Source organism: Rhizobium mongolense USDA 1844 (assembly GCF_000419765.1).
In the GTDB taxonomy this organism is placed as follows: domain Bacteria; phylum Pseudomonadota; class Alphaproteobacteria; order Rhizobiales; family Rhizobiaceae; genus Rhizobium; species Rhizobium mongolense.
The window spans coordinates 12,384-38,887 of sequence record NZ_ATTQ01000016.1; the positions used below are offsets into that span (position 1 = coordinate 12,384).

At 59.1% G+C, this 26,504-nt stretch carries 26 protein-coding genes and 1 riboswitch; of the genes, 10 read left to right on the top strand and 16 right to left on the bottom strand.

Going from position 1 to position 26,504, the window contains the following annotated elements; genetic code table 11:
• Nucleotides 1-88 precede the first annotated feature (88 nt).
• Both A3C3_RS0125805 and A3C3_RS0125810 read right to left on the bottom strand, forming a co-directional pair.
• Nucleotides 89-1,915, bottom strand: coding sequence for an ABC-F family ATP-binding cassette domain-containing protein (locus A3C3_RS0125805; RefSeq protein ID WP_028739993.1), 1,827 nt, complete (start codon nucleotides 1,913-1,915; stop codon nucleotides 89-91).
• 3 nt (nucleotides 1,916-1,918) lie between these two features.
• Nucleotides 1,919-2,569: a thiamine diphosphokinase gene (locus A3C3_RS0125810; protein ID WP_022717467.1), complete on the bottom strand. Its 651-nt coding sequence runs from the start codon at nucleotides 2,567-2,569 to the stop codon at nucleotides 1,919-1,921.
• A 96-nt stretch (nucleotides 2,570-2,665) separates the two neighbouring features.
• A riboswitch (TPP riboswitch) is annotated at nucleotides 2,666-2,779 on the top strand.
• Between the two features lie 48 nt (nucleotides 2,780-2,827).
• Here A3C3_RS0125810 and thiB point away from each other — a divergent pair.
• The 4 genes from thiB (at nucleotide 2,828) to A3C3_RS0125830 (ending at nucleotide 7,990) form a co-directional block, all read left to right on the top strand.
• A complete protein-coding gene (thiB, locus tag A3C3_RS0125815) occupies nucleotides 2,828-3,850 on the top strand; it encodes a thiamine ABC transporter substrate binding subunit (protein ID WP_022717468.1) in 1,023 nt (340 codons plus the stop codon).
• Nucleotides 3,850-5,487 (top strand): thiamine/thiamine pyrophosphate ABC transporter permease ThiP, encoded by a 1,638-nt coding sequence (gene thiP, locus A3C3_RS0125820; protein WP_022717469.1) that lies wholly within the window; start codon nucleotides 3,850-3,852, stop codon nucleotides 5,485-5,487. The genes thiB and thiP overlap by 1 nt, the downstream gene beginning before the upstream one ends.
• The gene (locus A3C3_RS0125825) at nucleotides 5,474-6,193 is read left to right on the top strand and encodes a thiamine ABC transporter ATP-binding protein (protein WP_022717470.1); all 720 of its coding nucleotides are present in this window, start codon (nucleotides 5,474-5,476) and stop codon (nucleotides 6,191-6,193) included. Before thiP ends, A3C3_RS0125825 begins: the two co-directional genes overlap by 14 nt.
• Nucleotides 6,194-6,445: 252 nt before the next feature.
• The gene (locus A3C3_RS0125830; RefSeq protein WP_028739995.1) at nucleotides 6,446-7,990 is read left to right on the top strand and encodes a M48 family metalloprotease; all 1,545 of its coding nucleotides are present in this window, start codon (nucleotides 6,446-6,448) and stop codon (nucleotides 7,988-7,990) included.
• A 49-nt stretch (nucleotides 7,991-8,039) separates the two neighbouring features.
• Here A3C3_RS0125830 and A3C3_RS0125835 read toward each other — a convergent pair whose 3' ends face one another.
• From A3C3_RS0125835 to A3C3_RS0125855, 5 genes are all read right to left on the bottom strand, one after another.
• Nucleotides 8,040-8,903, bottom strand: coding sequence for an RNA polymerase factor sigma-32 (locus tag A3C3_RS0125835; protein ID WP_022717472.1), 864 nt, complete (start codon nucleotides 8,901-8,903; stop codon nucleotides 8,040-8,042).
• 373 nt (nucleotides 8,904-9,276) lie between these two features.
• Nucleotides 9,277-9,849: a CarD family transcriptional regulator gene (locus A3C3_RS0125840; protein WP_022717473.1), complete on the bottom strand. Its 573-nt coding sequence runs from the start codon at nucleotides 9,847-9,849 to the stop codon at nucleotides 9,277-9,279.
• Nucleotides 9,850-10,248: 399 nt separating this feature from the next.
• Nucleotides 10,249-10,587, bottom strand: a complete 339-nt coding sequence (gene fdxA / locus A3C3_RS0125845) for a ferredoxin FdxA (protein ID WP_028739996.1) — start codon at nucleotides 10,585-10,587, stop codon at nucleotides 10,249-10,251.
• 194 nt (nucleotides 10,588-10,781) lie between these two features.
• Entirely contained in the window at nucleotides 10,782-11,186 is a 405-nt protein-coding gene (locus tag A3C3_RS0125850; protein ID WP_022717475.1) for an RNA-binding S4 domain-containing protein, read from the bottom strand.
• Nucleotides 11,187-11,189: 3 nt separating this feature from the next.
• Entirely contained in the window at nucleotides 11,190-14,264 is a 3,075-nt protein-coding gene (locus A3C3_RS0125855; protein WP_028739997.1) for a DEAD/DEAH box helicase, read from the bottom strand.
• A 788-nt stretch (nucleotides 14,265-15,052) separates the two neighbouring features.
• Here A3C3_RS0125855 and A3C3_RS43985 point away from each other — a divergent pair.
• From A3C3_RS43985 to A3C3_RS46220, 3 genes are all read left to right on the top strand, one after another.
• Nucleotides 15,053-15,208, top strand: a complete 156-nt coding sequence (locus tag A3C3_RS43985; protein WP_022717477.1) for a DUF3309 family protein — start codon at nucleotides 15,053-15,055, stop codon at nucleotides 15,206-15,208.
• Between the two features lie 26 nt (nucleotides 15,209-15,234).
• A complete protein-coding gene (locus A3C3_RS0125865; RefSeq protein ID WP_028739998.1) occupies nucleotides 15,235-15,501 on the top strand; it encodes a YMGG-like glycine zipper-containing protein in 267 nt (88 codons plus the stop codon).
• A gap of 178 nt (nucleotides 15,502-15,679) precedes the next feature.
• Nucleotides 15,680-15,826: a hypothetical protein gene (locus A3C3_RS46220; RefSeq protein ID WP_022717479.1), complete on the top strand. Its 147-nt coding sequence runs from the start codon at nucleotides 15,680-15,682 to the stop codon at nucleotides 15,824-15,826.
• Here A3C3_RS46220 and phbB read toward each other — a convergent pair.
• Both phbB and A3C3_RS0125880 read right to left on the bottom strand, forming a co-directional pair.
• Entirely contained in the window at nucleotides 15,823-16,548 is a 726-nt protein-coding gene (gene phbB / locus A3C3_RS0125875) for an acetoacetyl-CoA reductase (RefSeq protein ID WP_022717480.1), read from the bottom strand. The genes A3C3_RS46220 and phbB overlap by 4 nt on opposite strands.
• A 65-nt stretch (nucleotides 16,549-16,613) precedes the next feature.
• Nucleotides 16,614-17,795, bottom strand: coding sequence for an acetyl-CoA C-acetyltransferase (locus tag A3C3_RS0125880; protein WP_022717481.1), 1,182 nt, complete (start codon nucleotides 17,793-17,795; stop codon nucleotides 16,614-16,616).
• Nucleotides 17,796-18,033: 238 nt separating this feature from the next.
• Between A3C3_RS0125880 and phaR the strand changes: the two genes are divergently transcribed.
• Entirely contained in the window at nucleotides 18,034-18,606 is a 573-nt protein-coding gene (gene phaR, locus A3C3_RS0125885) for a polyhydroxyalkanoate synthesis repressor PhaR (RefSeq protein ID WP_022717482.1), read from the top strand.
• Between the two features lie 3 nt (nucleotides 18,607-18,609).
• Here phaR and A3C3_RS0125890 read toward each other — a convergent pair whose 3' ends face one another.
• The 4 genes from A3C3_RS0125890 to mtgA form a co-directional block, all read right to left on the bottom strand.
• Nucleotides 18,610-19,017 (bottom strand): hypothetical protein, encoded by a 408-nt coding sequence (locus A3C3_RS0125890; RefSeq protein ID WP_028739999.1) that lies wholly within the window; start codon nucleotides 19,015-19,017, stop codon nucleotides 18,610-18,612.
• 149 nt (nucleotides 19,018-19,166) lie between these two features.
• A complete protein-coding gene (gene rpmF, locus A3C3_RS0125895; protein WP_003543812.1) occupies nucleotides 19,167-19,352 on the bottom strand; it encodes a 50S ribosomal protein L32 in 186 nt (61 codons plus the stop codon).
• Nucleotides 19,353-19,507: 155 nt separating this feature from the next.
• A complete protein-coding gene (locus tag A3C3_RS0125900; RefSeq protein WP_022717484.1) occupies nucleotides 19,508-20,155 on the bottom strand; it encodes a glutathione S-transferase family protein in 648 nt (215 codons plus the stop codon).
• Nucleotides 20,156-20,229: 74 nt separating this feature from the next.
• Nucleotides 20,230-20,976, bottom strand: a complete 747-nt coding sequence (mtgA, locus tag A3C3_RS0125905; RefSeq protein ID WP_028740000.1) for a monofunctional biosynthetic peptidoglycan transglycosylase — start codon at nucleotides 20,974-20,976, stop codon at nucleotides 20,230-20,232.
• A gap of 136 nt (nucleotides 20,977-21,112) precedes the next feature.
• Between mtgA and A3C3_RS0125910 the strand changes: the two genes are divergently transcribed.
• Nucleotides 21,113-22,027: a polyprenyl synthetase family protein gene (locus A3C3_RS0125910; RefSeq protein ID WP_028740001.1), complete on the top strand. Its 915-nt coding sequence runs from the start codon at nucleotides 21,113-21,115 to the stop codon at nucleotides 22,025-22,027.
• 46 nt (nucleotides 22,028-22,073) lie between these two features.
• On the opposite strand, the gene ispG is transcribed toward A3C3_RS0125910, so the two are convergent.
• The 3 genes from ispG to A3C3_RS0125925 all read right to left on the bottom strand — a co-directional run bounded on the left by ispG (nucleotide 22,074) and on the right by A3C3_RS0125925 (nucleotide 25,449).
• Nucleotides 22,074-23,324 (bottom strand): flavodoxin-dependent (E)-4-hydroxy-3-methylbut-2-enyl-diphosphate synthase, encoded by a 1,251-nt coding sequence (gene ispG / locus A3C3_RS0125915; RefSeq protein WP_022717486.1) that lies wholly within the window; start codon nucleotides 23,322-23,324, stop codon nucleotides 22,074-22,076.
• A gap of 93 nt (nucleotides 23,325-23,417) precedes the next feature.
• Nucleotides 23,418-24,611 carry an MFS transporter gene (locus A3C3_RS0125920; protein ID WP_022717487.1) on the bottom strand — a complete coding sequence of 398 codons (1,194 nt, stop codon included), beginning with the start codon at nucleotides 24,609-24,611 and terminating at the stop codon, nucleotides 23,418-23,420.
• 55 nt (nucleotides 24,612-24,666) lie between these two features.
• Nucleotides 24,667-25,449, bottom strand: coding sequence for a DeoR/GlpR family DNA-binding transcription regulator (locus A3C3_RS0125925; RefSeq protein WP_022717488.1), 783 nt, complete (start codon nucleotides 25,447-25,449; stop codon nucleotides 24,667-24,669).
• 242 nt (nucleotides 25,450-25,691) lie between these two features.
• On the opposite strand from A3C3_RS0125925, the gene A3C3_RS0125930 reads away from it, so the two are divergent.
• Nucleotides 25,692-26,465, top strand: coding sequence for an amino acid ABC transporter substrate-binding protein (locus tag A3C3_RS0125930; protein ID WP_028740003.1), 774 nt, complete (start codon nucleotides 25,692-25,694; stop codon nucleotides 26,463-26,465).
• Nucleotides 26,466-26,504: the final 39 nt, after the last annotated feature.

The following is a 26,504-nucleotide window of genomic DNA, read 5'->3' on the forward strand; positions in this document are numbered from 1 at the left end:
AGTCGCGGTACCACGCGTTCGAACCAAGGACAGACAAGACCTGCGCAATCTGACAAAGGGCAGGACGTTTTCCTCGTCAGGACGGTACCTAGCCCTCCAGCTCTTCGCGCAGCATTTCCAGCTCCAACCATTCTTCTTCCATCTTCATCAGGCTGTCGCGCAGCTTTTCCATCTCCGCCGCAAGCCGGTTGAAGGTGGCAGTATCTTTGCTGAAGAGATCGGGATCGGCCATCTTTTCTTCGCGCCTGGCGATTTCAGCTTCTGCCTTGGCCATTTCCTTGGGCAGGGTTTCGAGCGCGAATTTCTGCTTGTAGGAGAGCTTGCCTTTGCCCTTAGACGCATCTGCCACGGATGCAGCCGACTCAGCTTTCGGTTTCTCCGCAGCCTTTTCGTTCTTCTTCCGCTCCTCCATCGCGCCCTTGCGCTGGGCAAGCATATCGGAATAGCCGCCGGCATATTCGATCCAGCGTCCATCAGGCGCGTCGGGGACGGCGGGCGCGATTGTCGAGGTCACCGTGCGGTCGAGGAAGTCGCGGTCGTGGCTCACGAGGATAACCGTACCCGGGAAGCCGGCGACGATTTCCTGCAGCAGGTCCAGCGTCTCCAGATCGAGGTCGTTGGTCGGTTCATCGAGGATCAGAAGGTTGGTCGGGCGCGCGAGGATGCGCGCCAGCATCAGCCGCGCGCGCTCACCGCCTGACAGGTTCTTGATCGGCGTGCGCGCCTGCTCCGGCTGGAAGAGGAACTCCTTCATGTAGCCGGTGACGTGCCGTTGCTCCCCGTTCACCAGCAGATTCTCGCCGCGCCCGTCGGTCAGGTAGTGCGCGAGCGTATCCTCCAGATTGAGATCTTCGCGCTTCTGGTCGAGCGTTGCGATCTCGAGATTGGTCCCGAGCTTCACCGTGCCGCTGTCCGGCGAAAGCTGTCCCGTCAGCATCTTCAGAAGCGTCGTCTTGCCCGCGCCGTTTGGTCCGACGAGACCGATGCAATCGCCGCGATGGACGCGGATTGAGAACGGCGCAACAATTTGACGGTCACCGAAAGTCTTGGTGATCTTTTCTGCTTCGATCACCAGCTTGCCGGATTCCTGCGCATCGGAGACCGCAGCCTGCACGGTCCCTTGCGGCCCCTTGTGGCCACGATGCTGCGAGCGCATGGTCTGCAACTCGCCGAGGCGGCGCATATTGCGCTTGCGCCGAGCGGTTACGCCATAGCGCAGCCAGTGCTCCTCGCGTTCGATCGCCTTGCCGAGCTTGTGCTGCTCCAGTTCTTCCGCCTCGAGCACCTGATCGCGCCAGGCTTCGAAATGGGCAAAGCCACGGTCGAGCCGCCGCGACATACCCCGGTCGAGCCAGACGGTCGCCGTCGAGACCTTTTCGAGGAAACGGCGGTCGTGGGAAATCAGGACCAGCGCCCTGCGGCTCTTCTGGAGTTCGCCTTCCAGCCATTCAATGGTCGGAAGGTCGAGATGGTTCGTCGGCTCATCAAGCAGGAGAATATCCGGTTCGGGCGCCATCACGCGGGCAAGCGCGGCGCGTCGGGCTTCGCCGCCGGAGAGGTTTTTCGGGTCCTCTTCGCCAGTCAGGCCGAGATGCGAGAGGAGGTAGGTCACGCGATAAGGGTCATCGCCCGGCCCAAGACCGGATTCCGCATAAGCCTGCACCGTCTTGAAAGCGGCAAAATCCGGAGCCTGCTCCAAATAGCGCGCCGTCGAGGACGGATGGCGGAAAACCTCGCCTGATTGCGCTTCAACGATCCCGGCCGCAATCTTCAAAAGAGTCGATTTGCCCGACCCGTTACGGCCGACCAGACAGATCTTATCGCCCGGCTCGACCTGCAGGTTCGCGCCGGCCAAGAGTGGCGTTCCACCGAAGCTTAGGAAGATACCGTCGAGTTTCAGGATAGGAGGGGCCAAAAATCAGACTCCGGAAAAATCATAAGGGCGGGCAAGGACGATCGCCCGGCCGCTGCCGAGCGTAAAACGAACCTTGCCTTCCGCGACGTTGGAAATGGTACGTGAGGAGCCGAAGGGCAAATGAAAATCGATGAGCGGATAGCGGGCATTCTCGATGAAAAGACCATGCAATTCGCTGAAGCCGGATACCGAAAACAGACTGTTCCTCGGCAAATCGAGCGTAATTTTGCCAGCGAGAAGCGGCACGGCCTCCTCCGTTCCGGAGGTCAACAGAATGTCGAAACCCTGTTCGGCAAGGCTGACGGCGTAAAGCAGCAGCTGCAGCGCGTGGTCCGAGCGCTCGCCACTGAGCGCACCGGCAAGGACAAGTCGCCGTGCGCCGCGCGCAATCGCCTCCGACACGGCGATTTCACCATCCGTTGCGGCCTTGGCAGCCGGGTAGGGCTGTTTCGGGACATGCGGAAATGCGCCCTTAAGATCCGGCGGCGTCGAGTCGAAATCCCCGACCCAAAGCTCCGGCACCACACCAAGCGCTGCTGCATGCCGCATACCGCCGTCGGCGGCGATGAAGCGGCTGCCAGAAACGGCAGAACGCAGGCGCTCGGTCAAGCTGAGTTCGCCGCCGAGCAGGATCGTGAAAGTGGATTGGCTCATGGCATTGCCCATAGCGCAAAGCAGGGGCCAAGGGAAAGGGGCTACGGTCAGCGCGCTTCGCCCTTGTCATAAAGCCTTCATGGCGATACATCTGCCGACGCTCTAACGGGGTGCCTGGATGTCCGCAAGGATACCGGCTGAGAGGCATCGAGCCAACCCGCGGAACCTGATCCGGTTAACACCGGCGGAGGGATTAGACGCGTGACATTCGGCAACGCCCTTTTCCCCTTCAAAAGAAACTCAAGGAGGAGGCACGCCATGTCCGGCCGCACATCGATTATCTCTTCGCTGACCGCAGCATTTTTCGCCGCGACGCTCGGCTTGTCTGCCGCGCACGCCGCGGAAAAGTCGCTCACCATATACACTTACGAAAGCTTCACGTCCGAATGGGGACCGGGGCCGAAGGTCAAGGACGCTTTTGAGAAGACATGCGGCTGTACGGTCAATTTCGTCAGCGTCGCCGATGGCGTCGCACTGCTTTCGCGCTTGAAGCTCGAGGGAGCTTCCACCAGGGCTGACGTCGTCCTCGGCATCGACACGAACCTCGTCACCGAAGCCAAGGAGACAGGCCTATTCGACGCAAGCGGCGTCGATGTCGGCGCGCTGAAGGTGCCGGGTGGCTTCGTGGACGATGTCTTCGTTCCCTACGACTACGGTCACTTCGCGATCGTCTACGATACGCAAACGATCAAGGACCCGCCCCAGAGCATGAAGGATCTGGTCGAAGGTGATCCTTCGCAGAAGATCGTCATCGAAGATCCGCGAACCTCGACGCCGGGCCTCGGCCTGGTGCTCTGGGTCAAATCCATTTATGGCGACAAGGCGCCGGAAGCCTGGGTCAAACTCAAGAACCGCATCCTGACGGTCACGCCCGGCTGGTCCGAGGCCTATGGCCTGTTCACCAAGGGCGAGGCGCCGATGGTGCTGTCTTATACCACATCCCCTGCCTATCACATGGTGACTGAGAATACCGATCGCTACCAGGCCGCAGCCTTCTCGGAAGGCCATTATATCCAGATCGAAGTCGCGGGCCTTTTGAAGAATGCGCCGAACAAGGATCTCGCCCGCGACTTCCTGAAATTCATGATGACACCCGGCTTCCAGGATACCATCCCGACGAACAACTGGATGATGCCGGTTTCCGCAACCTCCAAGCCGCTGCCGGATGCCTTTAGCAAGCTCGTCAATCCGGCCAAGACCTTCCTGATGAGCCCCAACGACGTCGCCAGGAGCCGCAAGGCCTGGATCGACGAGTGGCTGGCGGCGATGAGCATGAACTGATGCTGCAGACCGCAGCCGAACGACAGCGTGCATTGACCGGCGGAGCGATCAGCCTCGCCGCCGTCACGTTGTTTGTCGGCCTTGCAGCGTTCTCCTTGCTTTTTGCCGGAGGCGGCGCGGCCATCGTCGGCATTCTTTTCGATCCTTATATTCTGCGTGTGCTGCGCTTCACGCTGCTGCAGGCGCTGCTTTCGACCGCACTTTCGATCGCCTTCGCGATTCCGGTTGCACGCGCGCTCGCCCGCCAGCCGCATTTTTTAGGGCGCATCTGGATCATCCGCCTGATGGCCGTTCCTATGGGGCTGCCGGTACTGATCGGCGCACTCGGCTTGATCGGGATATGGGGCAGGCAGGGGTTGTTGAACTCGCTTATGATGAAGGTCGGGCTTGACGAACCGGTGAGCATCTATGGGCTAACCGGCATCCTTCTCGCCCATGTCTTCTTCAACCTGCCGCTTGCCTGCCGCCTGATGCTTGCAGGTCTCGAACGCGTGCCCGCCGAATACTGGCTGATGGCAAGCGGCCTCGGCATGCGGCCCCGCTCGGTCTTCCGCTTCATTGAATGGCCGGCGATCCGCCCGCTCATTCCCGGGATAGCCGGATTGATCTTCATGCTCTGCGCCACCAGCTTCACGTTGGTGCTAACCCTCGGTGGCGGCCCGGCAGCAACCACGATCGAGGTCGCGATCTACCAGTCGCTCCGTTTCGATTTCGACCCCGGCCGCGCAATCGCCTTGTCGCTCCTGCAGATCGCGCTGACGGCGGGGATCCTCGGCGCGATGGCACTTTTTCCGCCTGCCGCAGATGAGGGCCTGACCGAAGGCAGAGACATCAAGCGGCTTGATGGCAAAGGGCCATGTGCCAGAATGGCCGACAGTCTGCTCTTGCTGATCGCCGTGCTTTTCCTCGGCTTTCCGCTTGTGTCGATCATCACCGCCGGGTTGCACGCCGATCTCATAAAGCTGCTGCAGGAGGCGATCTTCTGGCAGTCGGCCGGGATGAGCTTGGCGATCTCGCTTTCGGCCGCTCTGCTCTCGATCGTCCTGTCGATGGCGATGATTCGTGCCCGGCATGCAATCTTATCGAAGCGGCGGCGCGGCGTTACCGACAGGTCCTTTTTCACAGCCATGGGCGGTGCTTCGTCGATGGTCCTTCTCGTGCCGCCAATCGTGCTCGCAACGGGGTGGTTCATGGCACTGCGGCCTGTCGGCGATGCGACGCGCTTTGCAGCCGTGCTCGTCGTTCTCATCAACATGCTGATGGCACTTCCCTTTGTCATGCGCGTACTGGAGCCGGCCTATGTCGTGCATCAGCGCCGGACGCAGAAACTCGCCGCAAGCCTGGGTATTGCGACCGCGGCTCGATTGAGGCTCATCGATTGGCCGGCCTTGAAGAAGCCGCTGCTCACCGCCTTGTCGTTCGCCATGGCGCTCTCGCTCGGCGATCTCGGTGCCGTCGCTCTTTTCGGCTCTGAGGGTTTTGTCACATTGCCCTGGCTCGTCTACAGCCGCATGGGCAGCTACCGGACGAACGATGCCGACGGCCTTGCGCTGATTCTCGGCATCATTTGCCTGCTGCTGACAATCGCCGGAACAGCGGGCCGGCCGAGACGGGAGAATGGCGATGGCGATCGCTGATCGATACGAGATCGACATGCAGGACGTGCGCTTGATGCTCGGCACGCACGCGTTCCATTTCGATTGCCGTCTGCCGGCCGGCCGGATTGTCGCGGTGAGCGGCCCTTCCGGCGCCGGGAAGTCAACCTTTCTCAATCTGCTTGCCGGTTTTGAAAGACCTGACAGCGGCCGCATTCTGATGCACGGCGCCGATGTGACGGCCGCCTATCCGGCGGAACGCCCGGTCTCTGTCGTCTTCCAGGACAACAATCTCTTTGCCCATCTTGATATCTTCACCAATGTCGGCCTGGGGATCGATCCGGCGTTGAAGCTTGCCGCCGAAGACCGGAAAAAAATTTCCCAAGCACTTGAGAAGGTCGGCCTTGCCAATTTCGAACGGCGTCTGCCCGCAACGCTTTCCGGTGGAGAGCGGCAGCGCGCCGCATTTGCACGGGCGCTCGTGCGAAAGCGCGCCGTTCTGCTGCTCGATGAACCTTTTGCAGCACTTGACCCCGGCTTGCGCGCGGGCATGGCCGAACTGCTGCTTGGTTTGCACATGGAAACCGAAAACACGGTGATCATCGTTTCGCATGATCCCGACGAGGTGCGCCGCATCGCCGATTACGGTGTCTTTATCGATAAAGGCACGATCTGTCTTGCCGCGCCGCTCAACGAGTATCTCGCGCGGGAAGATATGCCCGCGCTAAGGCGATTTCTGCACGGTTGACGAATCTCATACTTGCGATGGCACTTTCGCCACATTTTCATCCGAGCGAAAGATCGCCCTAACGACGCCACGCTTGCTAAAATACAACGGCGCTACAATTAAACAGAGTCTCGCTATGCAACCGATGCGGAAATCAGTTACAGCAATGGCTTGTGTCTTCCCGCTGTGCAGTGCGAGAACCGGGATGGACGACTGTTGAACCCCGTTGGAAGCGGCCGGATCGGACAAGCGGCAAACCGGCCGAAAAGCAAGATGACTCGGAGAGCCAGACTGGACAGCATGACGACGTGGAAACGCCCCGCGCCCTCCAGTAACGTGCTTTCTGCGCCATACCGGTGGAGCCGCCATGCGTTGCTGGTGTCTGCAGCCACAGTCGCGCTCAATGGCTGCCAGTCTATTCTCGAGCAATCCTATCAGCCGACGGTCTCGCCCTCTGCCAGCCCGCAGATCGTCGATGAAGTGCAAAAGAACGATCCGCGTGCCGCCATGGGCGCGCGCGAACATCCGCGTATCGTTGCGAGCTACGGCGGCGAATACAAGGACGCCAAGACTGAACGCCTCGTTGCGCGCATTGCCGGTGCGCTAACGGCGGTGTCGGAGAATCCGAGCCAGTCCTACCGAATCACGATTTTGAATTCGCCGGCAATCAACGCTTTCGCGCTGCCGGGCGGCTATCTCTATGTGACCCGTGGTCTGCTGGCGCTTGCCAACGACGCTTCTGAAGTCGCGGCTGTGCTGTCGCATGAAATGGGTCATGTTACGGCCAATCACGGCATCGAACGCCAGAAGCGCGAAGAGGCGGAGGTCATTGCGAGCCGCGTGGTCGCCGAGGTCTTGTCGAGCGACATCGCCGGCAAGCAGGCGCTTGCCCGCGGCAAGCTGCGTCTCGCCGCCTTCTCGCGCCAGCAGGAACTGCAGGCCGATGTGATCGGCGTCCGCATGCTTGGCGAAGCGGGCTACGATCCTTACGCGGCCACCCGCTTCCTCGATTCCATGGCGGCCTATAGCCGCTTCATGTCCGCCGATCCTGAGGCCGACCAAAGCCTGGACTTCCTTTCGAGCCACCCGAACTCGGTGCAGCGTATCGAGCTTGCGCGCGATCACGCCCGCGCCTTCGGCCAGGAAGGGACGGTCGGTGACAAGGGCCGGGGCTATTATCTCGATGGCATCGACGGTCTTCTGTATGGCGACAGTCCGGAGGAAGGCTACGTTCGTGGCCAGACCTTCCTGCACGGTGGTCTCGGCATTCGCTTCGACGTGCCGCCGGATTTCAGCATCGACAATAAAGTCGAAGCCGTCATGGCGACCGGTCCGGGAGACGTGGCGATCCGCTTCGACGGGGTTGCCGACAACGACAACCAAAGCTTGACGAACTACATATCGAGCGGCTGGGTCACCGGCCTCGATCCTTCGACGATCCGGCCGATCACTGTCAACGGCATGGAAGCGGCAACGGCCCGTGCAACCGCGGATCGATGGGATTTCGACGTGACCGTGGTGCGCAACAATTCGCAGATCTTCCGCTTCCTGACCGCCGTTCCAAAGGGCAGTGCCGTCCTGCAGCAGACAGCAGACGTTTTGCGCGCCAGCTTCCGCCGCATGACACCGCAGGAGGCGGCGACGCTGAAGCCTCTGAGAATCCGCGTCATCAGCGTCCGTCCCGGCGAAAACGTTGCAACGCTGGCGGCCCGAATGCTGGGCACGGATCGTAAGCTCGACCTCTTCAAACTGATCAATGCCCTGCCAACTGGCGGCACGGTCTCGCCCGGCGACCGCGTGAAGATCATTTCCGAATAAAAAAACCCGGCTTTCGCCGGGCCAGTTTGTGCTGCTGGAAGTAAGAGTTTTAGGCGTGAGCCGCCATATGGGGATCCGCACTGACAAGCGCGCTGCGCAATTTTTCCATGGCGCGGCTTTCGATCTGGCGAACGCGTTCCTTCGAAATTCCGAGATCGGCGCCGAGCTCCTCGAGCGTCGCGCCTTCTTCGGCAAGGCGGCGTGCGGCAATGATCTTCATCTCGCGCTCATTGAGATGTTTCAGCGCCGATGTCAGCCAGATACGGCGACGTTCGCCATCAATCATGTTGGAAACCTGCTCGTCCGGCAACGGATCGTCGCTGACAAGGAAATCCATCTTCTCCGCGCTGTCGGCATCGCCGGAAACCGAGGGCGCCTGCAGCGAGGCGTCATTGCCGGAAAGGCGCGCATCCATCGTCTGGACGTCGGCAAGGCTGACACCTAGGGCAGCCGCGATCTCCTGATGGATGGATTGAAGGGTGAGATGCGAGTCGCCTCTGGCAAGTTTGGCGCGCAGGCGACGCAGATTGAAGAAGAGAGCCTTCTGGGCGGAGCTCGTGCCGCCGCGGACAATCGACCAGTTGCGCAGGATGTAATCCTGGATCGACGCGCGAATCCACCAGCTTGCGTAGGTAGAGAAGCGCACCTCGCGCTCCGGCTCAAAGCGGGCGGCCGCTTCCAGCAGGCCGACATAACCTTCCTGGACAAGATCGCTCATCGGCAGACCGAAATTGCGAAACTTGCCCGCCATCGAAATGACGAGACGCATGTGAGCCATCGCGATCTGGTTGCGGGCGCCGCGATCCTCATTGTCCTTCCAGCGAATAGCGAGGTCATGTTCTTCTTCGCGAGCAAGATAGGGAGCCGCCATGGCGATTTTGATCATGCGCCGGTCTGCAGACATGTTCTTCATATCGGTCTCCTAAAAATCAGGCCTCGTGCCCTTGAAAGAAAACAATCAGGTTACTCCCGGACCAAAGCTGCCCGGATCAATCCAGCGTGTGAATGCATAAAGGCCCCGCTCCTGGATTTTTCAGGAGGAGGCCCTATCTCTTCGTCATATGCAGGTAAGGTTGGACCCGTTTCTTCAAGTTGCCGGCCTGGCAAGTTGTGGAAGGCATGATCCGCTCCTCATCGAACGTTGACAGGAATGCGAACGTTCGATCAGGCAGATATTTCCCGATGCAATCCGCACGTACAGTGTCTAAACGCGGCTGACCGGAAAAAGTTCCACAAAAAAACCCGGCACGCAGGCCGGGCTTTTTGTTAAGGAAAACAATGCACTATTAAGCGGCTTCGTCCTGCGAATCGTCTTCTTCGATTGCCTTGCCGCGCTTCGGACCCTTGTTGAGATTCATCTCAACGAGACGGACGGCTTCCGTTTCCGACATCTTGTTCACTGCGGCGATTTCGCGCGCCATGCGATCGAGTGCCGCTTCATAGAGCTGACGCTCGGAATAGGATTGCTCCGGCTGATTTTCGGCGCGATAGAGGTCGCGAACGACTTCTGCGATTGAAATCAGGTCACCGGAATTGATCTTGGCATCATATTCCTGCGCACGGCGGGACCACATGGTACGCTTGACACGTGCCTTACCCTGCACGACCTTCAGGGCGCGCTCGACGAAATCGGTTTCTGAAAGCTTGCGCATGCCGATGCTCATTGCCTTGGCAACCGGAACTTTCAGGCGCATCTTGTCTTTCTCGAAATCGATAACGAAAAGCTCAAGCTTCATGCCGGCGACTTCTTGCTCTTCGATAGCCGTGATGTTACCGACGCCGTGAGCGGGGTATACGATCGATTCACCGGTCTTGAAGCCATGGCGTGCTGCTGAAGGTTTTTTCTGCTGGGTCGTCATACTAATCAAAAACTCCCTGTTACGCGTCCGGCAGCGGCCGGAGCCGGGTCAGTCAGGCCCGGATGAGACGGATCAGCTCCGTCGGGTGACTTCACTCTGGTCCCACCAGACAGAAGCAAAAGATCTCCTTGCGCGCGATCAATGATCGAACAGCTCAAGGCTTTGATATCTCACGGGGAACCGCGTACGGATTTCTTTTGCTTTCGTGATGGTTTTGGGCACGCTTCGTGCCTCAAATGGATCAGTGTGGCAAACCTATCATAAAAATATGAGGAAATCAATAATTTGCTTAACGTGAGTCATGTGGGCAACACATGGCACCCATATGAGCAACGCATTTTATAAACGTTTACGCCCGGCTTCGGCTCCGATTTCGAGGCTGCGCCGGCAAAATAATCATCAATCGCCGGAACCGGGTTTTTCGCTGAAGTACTTCTCGAACTTGCCGGCCTCTCCGTCCATTTCCTTGGCTTCCGCCATTGGTTCTTTCTTGACGGTGATGTTGGGCCAGCTGCTGGCATATTCAGCATTGATCTTGAGCCACTTGTCGAGCCCAGGCTCGGTATCCGGCTTGATGGCCTCGGCGGGACATTCCGGTTCGCAGACACCGCAGTCGATGCACTCATCCGGGTGGATGACGAGGAAATTTTCGCCCTCATAGAAGCAGTCGACAGGGCAGACTTCCACGCAGTCGGTATATTTGCAGCGAATGCAATTGTCGGTCACGACATAGGTCATGAAGAACTCCAGGATTTTCACGCAAGCGGGGCCGGGCAACCTGGAACGTCGCGCCTTTCCCCTGGCCGGAGGACAGCGTGGACAGGCTTGGGAGGCAAGCACACTGTCCGGCAAGTTGACTGTCACGTATCGGCTTTGTGGTCGAATTTCAAGAATAAACGATCTGTCGATCAGGGCCTGATGGACAGAGTTTTCTAATCCTCGTCCGACATCAGCCTGTCGACTGCGCGCCGCTCCTTTTTCGTCGGCCGGCCAGCGCCGGTCGAACGGATGGCTTGCTCGTAGGGCGTGAGACGTTTTGTCTCACCCTGGGGCGGCGTCAGATCCTCGTAAAGCAGTTTTGCCTCTTCGAAAGGCCCGCGCCTCTCACCTGATGCCTTTACGATCAGAACCACATCCCGGCGATCCAACGTCAACTCGACACGGTCACCCGCCTTCACGGTCTGGCTGGGTTGCTGGACGCGCTCGCCATTGATGCGAACGTGGCCTGACTGGATGTGGCCTTGCGCCAGCGAGCGTGATTTCACCATGCGCGAGAAAAACAGCCACTTGTCGATGCGCTGACGCGAACCGCTTCCTGGCTGTGTCTCCCCGCTCATCGGCTACTTCTTCATCTGCTCCTTCAAGGCAGCAAGCTTTGCGAAAGGAGAATCCGGATCGATCGGCTTTTCCTTGCGCGGCGGCTTTGCCTCGAAGCGCAACGGTTGCGAGCCGTTGCGATTGTTGTTGCGGTCGTTGCGATCCTTGCGGTCACCGCGATCCTGACGATCACCCCGCTGCTCGTTGCGATCGCCACGGGCCTGGTGCGGCTTGCCGCCGTCGCGGCCGCGTTCGTGGCGTTTGCCGTCCCGGCCTTCGCCACGATTGCCTTCTGCGCCTTCACCGCCGCCGTGACGGCGGTTGCCCTGCTGCTGACGGTCACCGCCGCGGCGGTCCCCGGGGCCGCGTGCTTGGCGATGATTGTCGTTGCGTCCGCCAAGACGCCACAAAAGGACAGGTTTCGGTTCGACAGGTTCAGCGGCTTCGGCAGGATCAGCCGCGGTTTCTTCGCTTGTCGCGGGCTCGACAGCAGGTTTTTCTTCTGCAGCCAGCGCCACGGAAGCAGCTTCTTCCGATGTGCTGTCGGCATCGTCATGATCGGCTTTCTCGCCGGCCTCTTCCCCGGAGGTTTCGGCTGCCGGGGCAGCGGAAGCATCCTGGGCAGCAAGATGAGTTGCCGCGTCCTCGGCCGTCACGGCATCGGCGCGATAGCCGAGGCCCTTGAGGATCTCTTCCATGTCCTCCAGCGTCGCGCCGAGGATCGAAAGCATCGCGGTGGTGGTCGTGAAGCGGCGTCCATCATAAGCGCCTTCCGGCCGGTTCGCCTGACCCGGCTTCCACTGCAGCAACGGACGGATGATATCGGCCAGCCGCTCGAGAATGTCGATGCGAACGGCACGCTTGCCGAGAAAACGGAAGCCGGCGAGCTTATAGAACGTGCGCTCGAAGCCCGGATCGGTCACGACGGACGTGCGGCCGGCAGCCAGCACCGGAATGAGGTCGCCATAGCCCGGTTTTTCGAGGCCGTCATTTTTCAAGGCCCAGAGCAGCGTGATGAGTTCAGCCGGTGCCGGCTTCAAAAGCGCAGGGACGAAAATGTGGTAGGCGCCGAAACGAACACCATAACGGCGCATGGAAGCGCGCGCGTCCTGATCCAGCGACTTCACCTCTTCCGTCACATCGCGGCGGAAGAGCACGCCGAGATTTTCGACGAGCTGGAAGGCGAGGCCCTTGGCAAGGCCCTGAAGGTCTTCAGCACGAGAAAGATCGTCGAGCGGCTTCAAAACCGTGCTGATATGGTGATTGACGAAGCGTTCGACGCGGGCTGCAACGTGCTCGCGCGCGTTACCGGTCAGCTGTTCGTCGGCCAGCAGGATGACGCGAGGGCGCATGACGTGCTCGCTGCCCGCAAGGCGCGCAACCGGATCGCCGATCCACCGGATGAGGCCGTCGGCGCTGATCGCCAGATCGCTGTTGCCTGCAGCATGGAGGCGCGCGGCGCGTGCCTCGAACTCCAGGGCAAGCGCCTTTTGCGATGCCGTTTGGATCGCCTTGGCGTCCGATCCGTCCGCACCCGAAATTGGGGTAAACCGGAACCCGGACAACTGCCCCACATGATGTCCTTCAACAAAGACATCGCCATTCACACTGATTTCAGCTTCCAGCATCGCATTCTCTCTCAGGCGCTTCATGAGCACAGATGTCCTGCGATCAACAAAGCGTTTCGTCAACCTTTCATGTAACGCATCGGACAATCGATCCTCGATTTCCCGCGTCTTTTCCTGCCAGTGTGTCGGATCGGCAAGCCATCCGGGCCGATTCGACACATAAGTCCATGTTCTTATCTGCGCGATTCGCGCCGAAAGCGTGTCAATTTCGCCATCCGTGCGATCGGCTCGCTGCACCTGCTCCGCGAGAAACTGCTCGTTCACCGTGCCATAGCGCACAAGATCGGAAAAGAGCGTCGAGATCAGGTCAGCATGCTGTGCAGGGGTGATACGCCGATAATCAGGCAGCGCGCAAGTTTCCCAAAGCTTCTCCACGCGCTGCGGATTTGTAGCCAGATCAATGATTTCCGGATAGCGCGTCAGATGTTCAAGCGCTTGCTGGTCGACGGCGGGCAAAGCCCGCGTCAAACCTTCAGCGCTCGGCGGACGTTCAAGACTCGCCCGCAATGATTGTATCGACGAGAAATCAAGCTCTTTCGTGCGCCACTGCAAGACCCTGACATTGTCGAATTCGTGCGCTTCTATCCGCTGCGCCAATTCATCGTCGAACGGTTGTACTTGGCCTGTTACCCCGAATGTACCGTCACGCACGTGACGGCCGGCACGTCCGGCAACCTGGCCGAGTTCGGCAGGATTGAGATTGCGGAACTGATAGCCGTCGAACTTGCGGTCCTGCGCAAACGCCACGTGATCGACATCGAGATTGAGGCCCATGCCGATCGCATCGGTTGCGACGAGATATTCAACATCGCCGGCCTGATAAAGCGCAACTTGAGAATTTCGGGTGCGGGGGCTGAGGGCGCCGAGAACAACCGCAGCACCCCCTCGCTGGCGGCGGATCAATTCGGCAATTGCGTAGACCTCATCTGCCGAAAAGGCGACGATCACCGAGCGTTGAGGAAGACGGGTGATCTTCTTTTGACCCGCGTAGAAGAGGTGCGAAAGCCGCGGCCTCTCAACGACCGTGATGCCCGGCAGGAGTTGCTGCAGGATCGGCCGCATCGTGTCGGCGCCTAGAAGCAGCGTTTCGTCGCGGCCGCGCAAATGTAAAATACGGTCGGTGAAGATGTGGCCGCGCTCAAGGTCGCCTGCAAGCTGGACCTCATCGATCGCGACAAAAGCGGCCTTGGTTTCGCGCGGCATGGCTTCAACCGTGCAAACCGAAAAGCGCGCAGTCGGCGGCGAGATCTTCTCCTCGCCGGTCACGAGGGCGACATTCTGCACTCCCACCTTTTCGACGACACGCGTATAGACTTCACGTGCCAGCAAACGCAGCGGCAGGCCGATCACACCGGTGCCGTGGGCTACCATGCGCTCGATGGCGTAATGGGTCTTGCCCGTATTGGTGGGGCCGAGCACCGCGGTCACGCCGCGCCCGCTCAGTATCATGGGCTGCGATGTCAGTGTCATTGTCCATGCAAGTGAGGCGGGGGAGCCTCGGGGTCAAGTGCGCTCCGTTACCGAAGCAAACAACACATGGACAGCCGCCCGGCTAAACGCAAGACCTGTCTTCTAAAATGAGCTGCAACTTTGATTCAGGAAATGCCGCTAAGTGACTGTTTTAAGATTCGGAACAGCGTGAGAACGAATCAGCGACGAATCGGTGACGCGCGGTGATTCAGCTTTTGTTCACGGCTAAGTATTGGTTTTGAATCAGTTTTTCCTACTAGATGCTGAATCGGCATCAGGCACTGCAAAGCTCCAAATGCTGCTCGAGTTAACGTTCTTGCCAAGAGCGAGCATGAACGAGAAAATAGCCGGGAAAACTGCCGGGAATTGATGCTTCGACCGAAGCCGGAACGATCGGCGGCGAATCGCAAAAGGCAAGGTTGCTTCCGGCTTCGGAAGCCGGATTCCTATTTAACCAACGCCTTCACGCGATCGCATTAACATTTCGATCAAATCCGGAACGAATCGCTTACGAATCGGCGACATCGCGATTTTCCGGGTTCGTTCACCGCAACATGTTGTATTATAGTCCAATTTTAACCATAGACCCCCCACAAAGCGTCGGTCGTTCGGCACTGCGGTCAACAGGGCTGTTAACGATTGACGCTTCTGTCGATCACCGTTCTTGATTTCCGTCCAAAGCAGAAAACCGGCGCCGTTTGCATACTGGGGAGCTTAGCCGGGAACAAAAATCGCGGATGCGTGTTTATTGTCCATTCGGACTCACGATGAGTTGAAGGAATCGCAACATGCTCGGCACGATACTTCTCATTATCCTTATTCTGCTTTTGATTGGCGCCCTCCCGAATTGGGGATACAGCCGCGGTTGGGGCTATGGACCTTCCGGTGGTTTGGGACTAGTTCTCATCATTATAATTATCCTTGTCTTAATGGGCCGGATTTAACGGCTAGGTAACTGGGAGTGAAACTCATGATGAAAAACATTGCGATTGTAGCCGCCCTTGTAGGTGCCCTTGCATCCTGCACGCCGACGGAAAAAGGGACGGCCATTGGCGCTGGTACCGGCGCAATCATTGGTGGTGCTGTCAGCGACAGCTGGGGCGGCGCTGCAGTCGGTGCAGTTGCTGGCGGCCTTGCTGGTGCTCTTATCGGCCAGTCTGTGGAACACCGCGGCTACTGCGTCTATCGCGACCGCTATGGCCGCCGCTACGAAGCACGCTGCCCGCGCCGTTACTAAACTAACTATTGTCGTTTAAATGAATGCAAACGGGCGCGTCGGCGCCCGTTTTTGTTGAGCGTCGTCAATAGCCTGTTGACGATTGGTCGCGAAAGTCAAATCTACTCCCCTATAGGGATGAGGCGCATATTCCTTGCATAACGCGGCAACGATTGCCGATTACGCAAGGAGTGCTTCCATGGTTCAGATCATCTTGAATGCCGCTGTCGCCGTTCTTGTTGCGGCAGCGTTTCTCACGACGGCCTCTGCTGCGCTTTGCGGCGGCGACAGGCGTCCGCAAAGCGTACCAGCCCGGGCAAATATCAGGCGTCCGCGCCGCAACTAAACGAAGAACTGCCCACCGTTCGCCGAAATCGTCGAGCCGGTGATAAAGCCGGCATCGTCGGAGATGAGGAAGGCAACGCAGCGCGCGACTTCCTCCGGCTCACCAAGGCGCCCGACCGGAATCTGGGGAATGATGCGCTCGTTGAGCACTTTCTCCGGAACGGCGAGGACCATCTCCGTGCCGATATAGCCAGGGCACACGGCGTTCACCGTAATGTTCTTCGCTGCCCCCTCCTGGGCAAGCGCTTTCGTAAAGCCGAGATCACCCGCCTTGGCAGCCGAATAGTTCACCTGCCCCATCTGACCCTTTTGGCCATTGATGGATGAGATGTTGACGATGCGTCCGAAGCTACGGTCGCGCATCCCGCCCCAGACGTGGTGCGTCATGTTGAAGAGGCCGGTAAGGTTTGTATTGATGACCTCATGCCATTGCTGCGGCGTCATCTTGTGAAACATTGCGTCGCGGGTAATGCCGGCATTATTGACCAGCACCTCGATGCCGCCGAGTTCTGCCTCCACCTTTGCCACACCTTCGCCGCAAGCGACGTAATCGGACACATCCCACTTGAAGACCGGGATGCCGGTCACGTCATGGAAGGCCCTCGCCTTCTCGTCGTTGCCGGCATAATTGGCGGCGACCTTATAGCCCGCATTCCTAAGTGCCATCGAAATGGCGGCACCGATGCCGCGCGTGCCACCGGTGACCAAAACCACTCTGCTCATGCTTCGCTCCCCTCTCGGTCATTCGCCTTTGATCAGGCGTTCTCGAATCATCAATCGCATGCTGTTCAAAGTGCCTCGAAGCACATGGCGACACCCATGCCGCCACCGATGCAAAGTGTCGCAAGACCCTTCTTGGCCCCGCGCCGCTTCATTTCGAAAAGCAGCGTGTTGAGAACCCGCGCTCCGGACGCACCGATCGGATGACCGATCGCGATTGCCCCGCCATTGACGTTGACGATCGCCGGATCCCAGCCAAGATCCTTGTTCACAGCGCAAGCTTGAGCGGCAAAGGCCTCGTTCGCCTCGACCAGGTCGAGATCGCCGACGGACCAGCCAGCCTTCTCGAGCGCCCTGCGCGAGGCAGGGATCGGGCCAGTACCCATGACTTGAGGATCCACGCCAGCCGTCGCCCAGGAAACGATGCGCGCCAGCGGCTGGATGCCGCGCCTGGCGGCCTCCGCTTCCGTCATCAGGATCGCGGCTGCCGCGCCGTCATTGAGGCCCGACGCGTTGCCAGCCGTCACCGTGCCCTCTTTGTCGAAGGCCGGACGAAGCTTGCCCATCGCATCGAGTGTTGCACCGTGACGGATATACTCGTCCGCATCCACCGTCACATCGCCCTTGCGTGTCTGGATGACGAAGGGAACGATCTCATCCTTGAAGCGGCCTTCCTTCTGGGCCGCTTCCGCCTTGTTTTGAGAGGAAACCGCAAACTGATCCTGATCGTCGCGGGAAAGTTGCCACTGGCGGGCGACGTTCTCGGCGGTGATGCCCATGTGGTAGCCGTAAAATGCGTCTGTCAGGCCGTCCTTGATCATGGTGTCGACCATCTTCATGTCGCCCATCTTCGTACCGCCACGCAGATGCGCGGCATGCGGAGCCATCGACATGGATTCCTGGCCGCCGGCAACGATGATCTTGGCATCCCCCAGCGCGATCTGCTGCATTCCGAGAGCGACTGCCCGAAGGCCCGAACCGCAAAGCTGGTTGACGCTCCAGGCGGTAGCCTCGTTCGGAACGCCCGCTTTTATGGCCGCCTGGCGCGCTGGATTTTGACCCTCGCCTGCTTGCAGCACCTGGCCAAGGATAACCTCGTCGACCTCGGCTGCGTCGACGCCAGCGCGTTCGAGCGCAGCTTTGAGGGCGGCAGCCCCAAGCTCATGCGCTGGAACCGTGGCGAATGCACCATTGAAAGAGCCGACCGCTGTACGGGCCGCGCTGGCGATGACGATGGATGAACTGCTCATAAAGGCCTCCTCGTTTTTCCTTCAGCTTACATAGGTCGAAACTGGCAAAGCTTCAGCCCTAAGTCAAACGGGAAGGCGATCGCGGCAATTTTCTCTGCGGCTTGCGAATATGCGAATTATCCCTTTTCTCAAAGGGGTTGCCGCATCGCACAAAGAGATTGTCACCAGGCTTCTTTTGCGTCTACAGTCTGTTACGGAGGAATATCCATGACAATCAGACGGGGTTCAGGAGACTGATATGGCGAAGAATGAGGGTCAAATAGTCATCAAGAAATACGCCAACCGCCGCCTCTACAATACAGGCACCAGCACTTATGTGACGCTGGAAGATCTGGCGGAGATGGTGAAGAAGGGAGAGGATTTTACGGTACAGGACGCAAAGAGCGGTGATGACATTACACATTCCGTATTGACCCAGATCATTTTCGAGCAGGAATCTAAAACCGGGAATACGCTGCTGCCGATTTCCTTCCTGCGCCAGCTCATCACCTATTACGGCGATCAGATGCAGATGGTCGTTCCGAGCTTCCTCGAACATTCCATGCGCGCCTTTACCGAACAGCAGGCGCAGATGCGCGAACAGGTGAACCGCGCCTTCGGCGAATCACCGCTCGGCAAGAACCTGCAGCTGCCGATGCAGATGGTCGAGGACCAGGTCCGCCGCAACACCGAGATGTTTCAAAAGGCGATGCAGATGTTCTCTCCCTTCATGACCCCTCCCGCCAAGGAATCGAGGAAGGCCGAGGCGAAGGATATCGACGAGTTGAAGGAACAGCTGCGCGCCCTGCAGAACAAGCTCGACAATCTCTAGGGTTCAAAGCCCGATCGAAACATCGCGCCCGGCACTTCGGATCGAGACTGCAAACCCGCCGATTACGTCGATCAGTGCAATCGTCATCAAGATGAAGAAGACCTGTGTTGCCGCGTCCTGGACGAGAAGGAACTCGACCAGGAAGGCGATGAAGACCAGCATCGACAGCATGTGGTTGAGAAGGCTGCCGGATCCATTGCGGGTCGCCTTCAATATCTCGAAGAACAGGATGACCAGCGCCACGACGATGAAGAGATCGCCGAGTGCCATGCTCCAGATCGCACCGGAAATCATGGAAAGCACGATGATGTCATGCTGGAGCGCGGGAATGCCTCCGCCACCCATCAAACCGGCCATCGTCATATTGTAAAGAAGAAACGGGATTACCATCAGCGGCATTACAGCGATCATTTGAGCCATGTCCCCCTATTTCGACGGGAATACTGCAGCAGATCACAGCACCACTTCAAGACATCGGAGATACAATAGTGCTCAAAAGCAAAAAAGGCCGGCGTTTGAAGCCGGCCTTTTCAATCCTGGCTGTGCCAGAATTTTAAAACTTATGCGCTTTCCTTCGGCGTCAGAACCTGGCGGCCACGATACATACCGGTCTTCAGATCGATATGGTGCGGGCGGCGCAGTTCGCCGGAATTCTTGTCTTCCACGTAGGTCGGAGCCTTCAGTGCGTCTGCAGAACGGCGCATACCGCGCTTGGACGGGCTCGTTTTTCTCTTCGGTACAGCCATTTTACGTACTCCAATTCACAAGCAACACATTCCCGGCCAAGCTGGCGGCCGAAACGGACGTATCGCGATTTCGGAAATTTTGCGCGCTTATACATGCCTTGAAGGTGGTTGACCAGTCCCCAAACAGATTTTTTGCAATTCTCGCGAATTGAAGCTCAGACCTCATCGTCCGACACGATCCAGGGTTCGGCCCGGGCCGCAGCTTCCCACTTCAGCCAGGCAGGATGTGCCTTTAGCGCCGACATATAACTCAACGTATCGCTGGCAGTCACAAGGTCATAGGTATCGAAGCGGCTGACGACCGGCGCAAACATCGCGTCGACTGCCGAAAATCCGCCAAAGAGAAACGGTCCGCCCGAGCGGCCGCGCAACTCGCGGAATATGGTTTCGATCCGCAGCACATCAGCCATCACGCCATCGGCAAGTGCGATCTTGCCTCGCTCACGCCGGATATTCATCGGACACGCGCCTCTGAGCGCTCGGAAACCCGAAAGCATCTCCATCGAGACCGAACGCGCCACCGCGCGCTGTGCGCGATCCCTCGGCCAAAGCCCCGCCTCGGGATAAAGCTCAGAGACGTAGTCGATGATCGACAGCGATTCCCATACCCGCAGGCTGCCATGGAGCAGGACCGGCACCCTGCCCGTGGGAGAGATTTCCCTGATGCGCGGATTGCCTGCGGGAAAATCAAAGGGGATCAGAATTTCTTCGAACGGAATGCCCGTTGCTTCCATCGCAATCCATGGCCGAAACGACCATGAGGAGTAGTTCTTGTTTCCGATATAGAGGGTAAGGTTATCCATGAGGCATCCGCAAATTGATTTCGACGCCGAATTTAGCGGCGCCAGGACGAAGCGACCAATGAATAATTCATGCCTCAATCATAAAGGCATCTGATGTAATCGCCGGAACCTTGAGCCCGGCGCTCGATGACCGAGGCAAGCGAGCGAAGGCCGCGGCGGGGCTTTCCAGCGTTACGGTCGATCGGGTTTGGAAGCGAAACGGCCAAAAGCGCTGCCTGGCGTCGCGAGAGCTTGGAAGCCGGTACCTTGAAATGATAGCGCGCCGCCGCCTCGATGCCGTAGATACCCGGTCCCCACTCGGCGATGTTGAGATAGATCTCCATCAGCCGGCGTTTGGTCCAGACGAGGTCAGAGGCGACCGCCAGCGGCAGCTCAAGTGCCTTGCGCACAAAGGAGCGGCCATTCCACAGAAACAGGTTCTTGGCGGTCTGCATGGGGATTGTGCTGCCGCCGCGGGTCGCTTCGCCGTCGAGGGTCTCTGCGACCAGCTCCTGCATTTCACCCCAGTCGACGCCGCCGTGAAAACAGTATTGACCATCCTCGGACATCATCACGGACTGAACGAGAACCGGCGAGATGTCGTCCAAAGAGACCCATTGCCGGTCGTAGCCGCGCAGCAGCACGATGTCGCGCAGCATCAGCGTCGAGACGGGATGAATGAAAGGGATCAGATAAACAAAGATCAGAACATAAGGCAGGATCAAAAATCCGGCGGTCGCAAGGACGATGCGCGTCATGATCGACCGGCTGCGCAGCCAAGCGAACAAACGGCGATGAGCCGGCATCGCAATGCTGTCCTCTCTTTCCGGCGATATGTCCAATATGCGTAAGCCCAACACCTGTTCCCTCCGCTCTCATAGCGTTTGCTGGTCGTGAAGGCCAGATGCAAAGGAAATCTTGCTGTGATCATTGACAATTCCGTTGCAACGGCGCCACTGCTCATGCCAAAGAGCGCGCATGGTCGCGAGCTCCGAAGCCTTCGATATCCGTTTGAAGACCAACGCCCAAGAGATCGAGGCGTTGCTGGACGCGCTGCTTTCCGATGACACGCGAGAAGATGAGATAGCCCGCCCTGAAAGCCTGAGGGCGGCGATGCACTATGCGGTGCTCAACGGTGGCAAGCGGCTTCGCCCGTTTCTCGTCGTGGAGAGCGCGCTGCTCCTTGGCGGAGACAAAGAGGCGGCCTTGAGAGTGGGTGCAGCACTTGAATGCATTCACTGCTATTCGCTCGTTCATGACGATCTTCCAGCGATGGACGACGACAAGCTACGCCGCGGCAAACCGACGGCGCACATAGCCTTCGACGAGGCGACCGCGATCCTTGCAGGCGACAGCCTTCTGACCTACGCCTTCGACATTATCGCCGCCGACGAGACGAGACTTCCAGAGCAAAGCAAGGTTGCGCTCATCCTTGCGCTTGCGCGCAGCGCTGGCCTGGGCGGAATGGCTGGCGGACAGACACTCGATCTCGCTGCGGAAAAAACCACACCGGACGAACGCGGCATCGTTACATTGCAGGCTATGAAGACGGGAGCGCTAATCCGCTTTGCTTGCGAAGCAGGGGCAATGATCGCCGGCGCCTCGAGCGATGATCGCAAGCGCCTGCGCGCTTTCGGCGAAAAGATCGGCCTTGCCTTCCAGCTCGCCGACGATCTTCTTGATGTCAAATCAGACGCCGCCACCATGGGCAAGGCAACCGGCAAGGACGTGGGCCGCGGCAAAGGCACTCTCGTCTCTCTGCGTGGTATCGGATGGGCCGAAGCCGAGCTTCGGCGGCACGTCGAGGATGCGAGAAAGCTGTTGGCGCCTTACGGCGATGCCGCTGCGACGCTCGCCGCCACCGCGCATTTTGTTGCCGCTCGCAAAAGTTGACGCAGCAGCGGCGGGCGAGATACCTCTTGGCATCCAGCGGCTGAGCTTATTCAGCAGCGGTCTTCTGACCGAAACGCTTTTCGATGTAGTCGATGACAAGCGCCTCGAAATCCGAAGCAATGTTCGGCCCGCGCAACGTCAGCGCCTTCTTGCCATCAATGAAAACGGGAGCGGCCGGCGTCTCGCCGGTGCCAGGTAGGGAGATGCCGATATCGGCATGCTTGCTTTCGCCCGGCCCGTTGACGATGCAGCCCATCACGGCGACGTTCAGGGCTTCCACGCCCGGATATTTCTCCCGCCAGACCGGCATGTTCTTGCGGATATCGTTTTGGATATTCTGCGCCAGTTCCTGGAAAACCGTCGATGTCGTGCGGCCGCAGCCGGGGCAGGCGGCGACCACCGGCACGAACTGTCGGAAACCCATAACCTGCAGCAGTTCCTGTGCCACTTGCACTTCGCGTGTGCGATCGCCATTCGGCTCCGGCGTCAGCGAAACGCGGATCGTATCGCCGATGCCGTGCTGCAGTACGTAGCCCATGGCAGCCGACGAAGCGACGATGCCCTTGGTGCCCATTCCTGCTTCGGTGAGTCCGAGATGCAGCGCATGGTCCGAGCGCTCGGAAAGCATGGAATAGACCGCAATCAGATCCTGGACCTGGCTGACCTTTGCCGACAGGATGATGCGGTTTCGCGGCAGGCCGATTTCTTCGGCAAGGGTGGCCGAGATCAACGCCGATTGCACGATCGCCTCGCGCGTCACCTGACGTGCCGAAAGCGGCGAACCCGCCTCGGCATTCTTGTCCATCAGCGCTGTCAGCAGGTCCTGGTCGAGCGACCCCCAGTTGACGCCGATGCGCACCGGCTTGTCATAGCGGACCGCTGTCTCGATGATTTCGGCGAACTGCTTGTCCTTCTTGTCCTTGAAACCGACATTGCCTGGATTGATGCGATATTTCGCCAATGCTTCGGCGCAGGCCGGATGATCAGCAAGCAGCTTGTGGCCGATATAGTGGAAATCGCCGACTAGCGGCACATCCATGCCGAGGCGCAAGAGCCGCTCGCGAATCTTCGGAACGGCAGCAGCGCTTTCGTCACGATCGACGGTGATGCGCACGAGCTCCGAGCCCGCCTTGAAGAGGGCTGCGACCTGCGCAACAGTCGAATCGATATCCGCCGTATCCGTATTTGTCATCGACTGCACGACAACCGGCGCACCGCCGCCGACGACGACGCCGCCCACGTCCACCGCGACGGAAGCGCGGCGCGGTTTCGGATCAAAATCGGTAGGTGAAGACATAGACAGAGCTCTTGAACCCTTGAATTCGTGCCTTTCAGGTGGATCATACCCGCTTTCTTGTCAACGCCCAAAGCATCACTTTTGCTTGGTGTCCTAGTGGCCGCCGCCGGAGATGCCGTCCGCGTAGCGGGCAAGCTTCGAAAAGATCAGCACCACGACCAGCAGGACGGGCAGCGCCATGAAGACGGCGCTAAAGCCGACATGCTCGGCTGCAAAGCCGATTGCAGAAGGTGCAACCAGCATGCCGGAATAGCCCATGGTCGTGACGACCGAAAGGCCGATCCCGGCCTTCAGGCCAGGGACATTGCCTGCCGCGGAAAAGGCGATGGGCACCATGTTCGAAATGCCGATGCCGCAGAACGCAAAGCCGACAATGGCAAGCTCGGCATTCGGCGCAAGGGCTGCGATCAGCATGCCGGCGATGGCAAAGAGGGTGCAGACGCGCAGCGTCTTGACGCCGCCGAGCTTGTCGCGCACCAGATCGCCGGCGAAACGCATGATTGCCATCGTCAGCGAGAAGGCCGCAAACCCGAAACCGGAAAGAGCCACGGATGCATTCATTTCCTGGCGGAGATAGAGCGCACCCCAGTCGAGCACAGCACCTTCCGGAACCATCGAAAAGAGCGCCATGAGCCCAAGCAACCATGGCAGAGGCGTCATCGGCAGGCGTGTCTTTTCTTTCTTCTCATCCGGATGCGGCGGATCGGCAAGGATCATCGGCCAGGCGATCACGAGGAAAATCAACGTGAGCACGGTGGCGAGCTGCGCATGGCCAAGAACACCGAGCTTGGCGATGACGAAGCCGCCAAGGCCCGAACCGATCAGGCCGCCAAGGCTCCAGAAGGCATGGCAGGACGACATGATCGCGCGACGCATCGACTTTTCGACGGCAACCGCGTTGGCGTTCATCGCGACGTCCATTGCGCCGATGAACCCGCCAAACAGGAAGAGCGCGATTGCCCCGGTCACAATATTCGGCGCCAGCGTCAGCGCCAGAAGAATTGGCAGTACGCAGGCCGCAGTTACCCGCGACACCACGTGCGAGCCATGTCTGGCGATCTGTGCGCCGGCAATCGGCATCAATGTCAACGACCCAAGGCCGAACACCAGGATCATCAGCCCGAGCTGGAATTTCGTCAGTTCCAGACGCTCCGCGAAATCCGGAATCTTCGGAGCCCAGCAACCGACGACAAAGCCGTTCATCAGGAAGAGCAGCGACACCGCAACCCTGCTCTTCGGCAGGAAGCCACGCCGGACCCCCTGGGCGACTTTCATCGGATTATCCATTGTATTTCCGTCTCCTCCTGCAGTCGGCCCCTTGAGGATCCGACTCAAAGATTATTCATCGCGCCTTGCGCGCCTTGACAGTGCGGCAACCCCGCTCGCGATAGGCCGCAAGCAGTGCCTCGTCGGCGTCGTGCTCCACGACGAGGCACTCGCAATGCGCGACGGGCAGGACGCTGTGCGGCGCCGCTGTACCGAATTTATCCGAGGTCACCGCAACCAGCACCTTCCGGCTTCGCGACGTCGCGAACCGCTTGAACTCCGCGTCCTCGAAACCGAATGTCGTGACGCCCGCTTCCAAATCGATGCCGCAGGCGCCGAGAATGCAAAGGTCTGGCGAGATCTGCTCCATGTCCCGCATCGCCTTGGCGCCGAGCGCGCCGCCCACCTGCCGGTCGACCATTCCGCCGATCAGGATGACATCGATGCCGCCGTTGTCTATCAGCGCTGCGGCAATTGCCGGAGCATTCGTCGCAGCCGTCAGCGTCATGTCTGATGGAAGGGCTTTGGCAATCCCCAGATTGGTGCTTCCGGCATCAAAGAATACCGTCGACCCGGGCGCAATCTGCGAGACGGCGGCTTGGGCCAGCAGTTGTTTGCGATCGAGGGCAATGCCCATTCGCTGCTTGAGGCTCCCGCCGGCAGGCGAAACCGGCAGCGCACCGCCATAGACCCGCTCACAGAGGCCGGCAGCTGCCATTTCGCGCAGATCGCGACGGATCGTATCTTCGGAAACTCCGAATTCCAGCGCGAGTTCAGCCGCAAGCACACGGCCGTTCGCCTGAAGCTTGCCGGATATGATTTTCTGCCGCTCCTTCAACAACATCTCTGTCGTATTCATGCCTGTTTAGCTCACCATTGGCGCTATATATTCTGGAAACGTGCATAAACGTATATGAACGTGCACACAATAGGCATTGGCCACACGTTTTCTGACGCTCTGAAACAAGCCGCGTCAAAAAGCCGGATAAATGAGAAAAATATTCGCAGTTGCCCAATTTCTTTGCAGTTTTCTACGCTTCGCCACGCCCTATTTTCTGCGATCTATCTGTCATCGAATTCCTCCCACATGGACCGCAAAACATGAAACTGCTCAAGACCATCGCTGCCGCGGCCTTTATCTCAGCCGCTGCCTTCGTCGCTGCCCAGGCCGGCGAAAATCTCAACGACATCAAGTCCGCCGGCGTTTTCAAGATCGGTACGGAAGGCACCTATGCGCCGTTCACCTATCATGACGAAAGCGGCAAGCTCGTGGGCTTCGACGTCGAGATTGGCGAAGCGGTTGCCGCCAAACTCGGCGTCAAGGCCGAGTTCGTTGAAGGCAAGTGGGACGGCCTGATTGCCGGCCTCGACGCCAAGCGCTACGACACCGTCATCAACCAGGTCGGCATCACCGAAGCCCGCAAGCAGAAATACGCCTTCTCCGAGCCCTATATCGCCTCCAAGGCAGTGCTCATCGCCCGTGCAGACGACGACAGCATAAAGAGCTTCGCCGACCTGAAGGGCAAGAAATCTGCCCAGTCGTTGACGAGCAACTTCGGCAAGCTCGCCGAGCAATCCGGCGCAGAGCTCGTCGGTACCGAAGGCTTCGACCAATCGATCCAGCTCGTGCTGACCGGCCGCGCCGATGCGACGATCAATGACAGCCTCTCTTTCCTGGACTTCAAGAAGCACAAGCCGGACGCAAATGTGAAGATCGCGGCAGAGCAGGAAAACGCCGACTACTCCGGCATCATCATCCGCAAGGGAGAGCCGGAATTGCTCGAGGCGATCAACAAGGCACTGGCAGACATCAAGGCAGACGGCACCTACAAGAAGATCGCTGATAAGTATTTCGGCCAGGACGTATCAAAGTAAGCGCTTCGAAAGGGCGGTTTCCTGCCGCCGGCACATCCT